Source organism: Delftia sp. ZNC0008 (genome assembly GCF_000799035.1).
Classification (GTDB): domain Bacteria; phylum Pseudomonadota; class Gammaproteobacteria; order Burkholderiales; family Burkholderiaceae_C; genus Comamonas; species Comamonas tsuruhatensis.
Window position 1 is genome coordinate 1 of record NZ_JTKZ01000610.1, and the last position, 4,931, is coordinate 4,931.

At 68.4% G+C, this 4,931-nt stretch carries 4 protein-coding genes; 1 reads left to right on the top strand and 3 read right to left on the bottom strand.

All coding sequences use genetic code 11. From position 1 onward, the window contains the following. On the top strand, positions 1-1,174 hold a 1,174-nt coding region (locus L995_RS19960; protein ID WP_047473197.1), incomplete at its 5' end, for a DegT/DnrJ/EryC1/StrS family aminotransferase. Positions 1,175-1,210: 36 nt separating this feature from the next. Here the strand turns inward: L995_RS19960 and L995_RS19965 are convergent. Genes L995_RS19965 through L995_RS19975 form a run of 3 tightly spaced genes read right to left on the bottom strand, consistent with a single transcriptional unit; the run spans position 1,211 to position 4,552 of the window. Continuing rightward, positions 1,211-2,116 carry an arginase family protein gene (locus tag L995_RS19965; RefSeq protein WP_016447368.1) on the bottom strand — a complete coding sequence of 302 codons (906 nt, stop codon included), beginning with the start codon at positions 2,114-2,116 and terminating at the stop codon, positions 1,211-1,213. Further along, on the bottom strand, positions 2,098-3,171 hold the full coding sequence (locus L995_RS19970; RefSeq protein ID WP_047473198.1) for a GNAT family N-acetyltransferase: 1,074 nt from the start codon (positions 3,169-3,171) through the stop codon (positions 2,098-2,100). Before L995_RS19970 ends, L995_RS19965 begins: the two co-directional genes overlap by 19 nt. Before the next feature lie 7 nt (positions 3,172-3,178). Further along, positions 3,179-4,552, bottom strand: coding sequence for an aspartate aminotransferase family protein (locus L995_RS19975; RefSeq protein ID WP_016452231.1), 1,374 nt, complete (start codon positions 4,550-4,552; stop codon positions 3,179-3,181). Positions 4,553-4,931: the final 379 nt, after the last annotated feature.

Here is a 4,931-nt window from a genome sequence, read left to right on the forward strand (position 1 = left end):
CCGCGTCTGGGGCGATGCAGACCTGGCGACGGCGCTGGCGCAGTGGCTGGGCGTGCCCGCCGTGCAGCTTGAATGCTCTGGCACCTCGGCGCTGATGGTGGCGCTGCAGACCCTGCGCCGCCTGGCGCCGGGCCGTAGCGAAGTCATCGCCCCCGCCTATACCTGCCCGCTGGTGGCCCTGGCCGTGGCGCACTGCGGCCTGCAGCTGCGCCTGTGCGACCTGCGCCCCGACACGCTGGACATGAGCCGCCACCATCTGCGCGCCCTGTGCAGCGAACGCACCCTGGCCGTGCTGCCCACGCATCTGTGCGGCCGCGTGGCCGACGTGGACACGGCCCTGGACTGCGCGCGCGCCGTGGGTGCCTGGGTGGTGGAGGACGCGGCCCAGGCCCTGGGCGCGCGCCTGCGCGGCGAGCCCGTGGGCTGGCAGGGCGATGTGGGCTTCTACAGCCTGGCCGTGGGCAAGGGCCTGACCACCTTCGAGGGCGGCGTGCTGCTGGCGCGCGACCCCGCGCTGCGCGAGGCACTGCGCGAGACACATGCAGCCAGCGTGCGCCAGGACCGGGGCTGGGAGTTGCGCCGCAGCCTGGAGCTGCTGGGCTATGCGGCGCTGTACCGCCCCGCCGGGCTGGACCTGGCCTATGGCCGCCCCTTGCGCGATGCGCTGTCGCGCAGCGACTGGGTGCAGGCCGCCGGCGATGATTTCGACGACGCCATTGCCCGCCATGAACTGGGCGCCTGGCGCCGCCGCGTGGGCCGGCGCGCGCTGGCGCGGCTGGCGGATTTCCAGCAGCAACTGCAGCGCCAGGCGCGTGAGCGCGGCGCCTGGCTGTCGGCCATCGATGGCATCGAGGTGGTGGGCGACACCGTGCCGGGTGCGCAAGGCGTCTGGCCCGTGCTGCTGCTGCGCCTGCGCGATGCCGCCACGCGCGATGCGCTGCTGCGCGCGCAATGGGGGCGGGGCTGGGGTTTGTCGCTGCCCTTCGTCCATGTGCTGCCCGACTATGGACGCTACGACCATGTGCTGGGCCTGGCGCGCCAGGACGTGGTGGACCAGGGGCGCGACTGGGCACGGCGCCTGGTGGCCGTGGGCAACAGCCTGTGGTTCGACGACGCGCGCTTTGGCGATCTGGTCCAGGTGCTGGAAAGCGCCACGAAGCAGGCCGCCGCCTGACCTCGCAGCCCCGGTCGCCGCAGCTCCGGTGGGGCCTCAGCCGGCCTGCTGCAGACGCTCCACTAGGCGCTCGTTGAACGCATGCTGGCCCAGTTGCCAGGTGGCCAGCGTCTGCGCGCCGATCTGCGTGTCCTGGCCGTCACCCGCGCTCATCCAGCGCTTCCACCAGGTCGCGTAGCGCCAGGAAGACACATCGCCCGTGATGTCGCTGCCCACGATCTGGCCGGACAGCGCGCCAATGATGTCCATGGCTTCGCTCTCCAGCATGCGGCCCTGGTCCCAGTTGGTGCGCACCACCTCGGGCGCGAACACGTCCTTGTCGATGCTCAGGTAGGTGGGCTGGGCCTGCTCGCGCAGCATGCGCGCCAGCGTGCGCGACAGCTCGGCTACGCTGGCAAAGCTGCGAAAGGCCGAGTCCACGCCCAGGCGGCGCGCCCAGCCCGTGTCCACGCCCGCGCTCCAGTAGCTCAGGCGGCCCGCGCGCAGCGGCGTGAGGTAGTTCTCCCAGGCGTGTGCGCGGCCGATGTCGCCGGAAGTGATGCCGGCCACGTGCACATGCGAGACGGCCGGATGCAGGGCCACGCGGCGCACCCAGGAGCCGCAGTGCACGCCCCAGGGAAAGCGCATGTTGTCGGGGTGGTTGTCCAGCACGACCACGCGCAGCGGCCGGCCTGAGGACAGGGCCCGCGCCGCGATGCAGCGCTCGATCAGCGGCCAGCTCAGATGGTGGAAGTCGCCGCTGCCCATGAGGGCCGTGCCATGCGCGGCGGGCAGCTGTGCATCGAGCGCCGCGCGGAACCGCGCGAAGCGCCGCAGGCCGCAGCCGAAGCGCACCTGCTCCTGCCAGTGCTGCAGCGGCAGGCGCAGCTCGCCGGGCAAGGACCCCACCGAGCCATCCACATCCAGCACGACCGGCTGGGCATTCAGTTCTGTTCGCTCCATTGGCGATCGCTTTCGAAGTGGCCGGCAAAGCGCCGGCCCAGTGCGCGCAGCAGCGGGTTGCGGATGAAGACCGCATGCTGCGTGAAGGTGAAGCTGGCGCCCAGCTGGGCCTTGACCTCGGGATCGGTCCAGCCGGCCACGTAGTGGCTCAGGCCGCGTTCGATGGCGTATTCGAGGTTGACCATCCAGCTCACGAAGTAGAGGTTGGCCTCGCGTGCGGCCGGGTAGGACAGGCCGATGTACTTGTCGATCAGCTTGCCGCCGTGCTCGAAGCACAGGTTCCAGCCCAGCAGCACGCCGGGCGCGCCGTCGTCCTGCAGCGCGCGGTACTCGAAGACGAGGCCGCCGTTGCCTGCATCGCGCAGCACGGCCGCGAAGAAATCGCGCGTGAGCCTGTCGAAGTGGATCTCGCTTTGCGCATACACCGCATCGAACAGCGCGTAGTAGGCATCGACGCAGGCGTCATCGGCAAAGGCCGCGCCCGTGGGAATGCGCTGCACCTGCAGCTGCGCGCGGCTTTTGAGCTTGCGGCGCAGGTTCTGGCGGCGGCTCCTGGACAGGCGCGCAAGGTACTCGTCCAGGCTGGAGAAGTCGATGGGCACATGGGCCAGGGCCTGGCCTTCGACCAGGATGAAGCCCGCATCGGCCAGGGCCTGCGCCAGCGCCCGTGCATGGGCGTTGTCGGCGTCCGGCAGCAGCGGGGAATCCTGGGGCAGGTCCTTGACGATGGTCAGCATGCGCCGGCCTGCGCGCGCACGCAGCGCGGCAGCCTGCTGGGCGGCAGGGATGCCCATGGGCAGCACGGCGTACTCGCTGACCGTGGTGCCCACGAAGTCGGTGGACAGGCGCAGCCGGCGCGACAGCCAGCCGCCACCGGGCAACGACAAAAGACGCGCCTTGAGCGCGTCGTCCGCCGTGGTCAGAAGATCGAAGGGCGCCGTGAAGGCCGGCGCCGGCCAGTCCTGCAGCAGTGCGAAGCCCTCGGGAGGATGGGCCGCGAACTGCGCGAGCAGGCCTGGGGGTTCGAGCTGGTTGTGCAGGCGCTCTGCGGGCATCGCGCCTTCAGGCCGCCTTGGCTTTCGTGAGCAACTGGTCCAGCAGGACCATGGCCTCGTCGATCTCGGGGCGCGAGATCATCAGCGAGGGCGCGAAGGTGATCACGTTCTTGTAGTAGCCGCCCACGTCCAGCACCAGACCGCGCTTGCTGCCCTTGTATTCCAGGCCGCCTTCGAGGCCGATGTCCACCATCTTGTCCAGCAGCGCCTTGTTGGGCGTGAAGCCGTCCTCGGTACAGATCTCGGCGCGCAGCGCCAGGCCCAGGCCGTCCACATCGCCGATTTCCTTGTGGCGCTTTTGCAGCTCCTTGAGGCCTTCGAGGAAGTAGGCGCCCGATTCGCGCACCTGGCGGCCGAAGTCCATCTCGTGGGTCATCTTCATGACTTCCAGGCCCAGGGCCGTGCCCAGCGGGTTGGAGGCGAAGGTGGAGTGCGTCGATCCCGGCGGGAAGATGGTGGGGTTGATCAGTTCCTCGCGCGCCCACAGGCCCGACAGGGCGTTGAGGCCGTTGGTCAGCGCCTTGGCGAAGACCAGCACGTCGGGCTTGACGCCGAAGTTCTCCACCGACCACAGCGTGCCGGTGCGCCAAAAGCCCATCTGGATTTCATCGACCACCATCAGCACGCCGTGGTCGTCCAGCACCTTCTTGAGGCCCTTGAAGAAATTGGGCGGCGGCACGACGTAGCCGCCCGTGCCCTGGATGGGCTCCACGTAGAAGGCTGCGTACTCGCACTGGTTGGTCTTGGGGTCCCAGATGGCGTGGTATTCGTTCTCGAACTTGCGCGCGAATTCCCGGACGATGGAGTCCGCGTATTCCTCCGACGTCATGCCCTTGGGGCGGCGGAACGGGTAGGGGAAGGGGATGAACTGCGCGCGGTCGCCGAAGTGGCCGTAGCGGCGGCGGTAGCGGTAGCTGGAGGTGATGCTGGAGGCGCCCAGCGTGCGGCCGTGGTAGCCGCCCTCGAAGGCGAACATCAGGCTCTTGCCACCGCTGGCATTGCGCACGACCTTGAGCGAGTCCTCGATGGCCTGGGCGCCGCCCACGTTGAAGTGCACGCGGCCGGCATGGCCCCACTTGCGCTCCGCATCCTGGGCGATGAACTTGGCCAGCTCGATCTTGGTGGGGTGCAGGTACTGGCTGGCGACCTGGGGCAGGGTCTGCAGCTGCTCGATCATCTTCTGCTCGAGGCGCTTGTTCTTGTAGCCGAAGTTCACGGCCGAATACCACATCTGCAGATCGAGGTAGGGCGTGCCGGCCTCGTCGTACATGTAGCTGCCTTCGCAGCCCGAAAAGATCTTGGGGGGATTGACGTAGTGGACGGTATCCCCGAACGAGCAGTACTTGGCTTCGTCGGCCAGGAGTTGGGCGTTATTGGTCACAGCAAAGGGCTCCAGATATTCAGCCGCCGCAGTGTGAGCGGGCAATCTTGCTGCGCTGTCGAGTCTTTGTGTGGGGTTTGTGGAGGAGGTCCGCGCGGGACCGTGATCTGCCCCTGTGACGTAAATGATACAAAACAAATGATAATCATTATCAATTGGTGGGAGAATCGCGGAAAGCCAGCAGGAAGAAATCACACCCGGGGGGAATCAATGGTCTCGCAAGAGCACTCCGCGAAGAGGTCGGCAGCTAGCCAGCAACCCTCGTTCCCCGATTCCTGCCATGGCTCCATCTTCACGCTCCTGCGCCCCTGTCTCCCTTTTCTGGAATCCCTGCGCTGCGCCGGCCTTGCGGCCCAGCCTGCTGGCCGTGGCCACGCGG

Coding starts and splice junctions, on each gene's coding strand:
- L995_RS19965 (WP_016447368.1), bottom strand. CDS start 2,116: ATGGAGCGAACAGAACTGAATGCCCAGCCGGTCGTGCTGGATGTGGAT.
- L995_RS19970 (WP_047473198.1), bottom strand. CDS start 3,171: ATGCCCGCAGAGCGCCTGCACAACCAGCTCGAACCCCCAGGCCTGCTC.